The 263-nt window shown below is 65.0% G+C and carries 1 protein-coding gene; it reads left to right on the top strand.

Going from position 1 to position 263, the window contains the following annotated elements; all coding sequences use genetic code 11:
• Positions 1–183, top strand: a 183-nt coding sequence (locus SB658_RS24780; RefSeq protein WP_410603052.1) for a hypothetical protein, incomplete at its 5' end; no start/stop codon positions are given.
• Between the last annotated feature and the right edge of the window lie 80 nt (positions 184–263).

The raw sequence follows: 263 nt of genomic DNA, 5'->3' as shown, positions 1-263 counted from the left end.
CAGGGCGACGGATACGAGGAATGGCGCTCTGTCGTCATCGCCGACGGCTTCGACTGGGGCGACTCGCAGAAGCCGCGCGTCCCCCTCGACCGGACCGTGATCTACGAAGGCCACCTCAAGGGCCTCACCAAGAGGCACCCCGACGTGCCTCCGGCTCTGCGACCGCCGACGCCCAGGCGCTGAACGCGACTAGCACCACAAAGCGCTGAACCTTCTCGGCTGGTTCCATACAATGAGGCCCATTTGGCACTCAGAGGTCTAGG

Origin of the sequence: Bacillus sp. SIMBA_008 (genome assembly GCF_046535495.1) — a bacterium.
Lineage (GTDB): Bacteria > Bacillota > Bacilli > Bacillales > Bacillaceae > Bacillus > Bacillus subtilis.
This window is presented reverse-complemented; position numbering and strand designations above follow the sequence as displayed.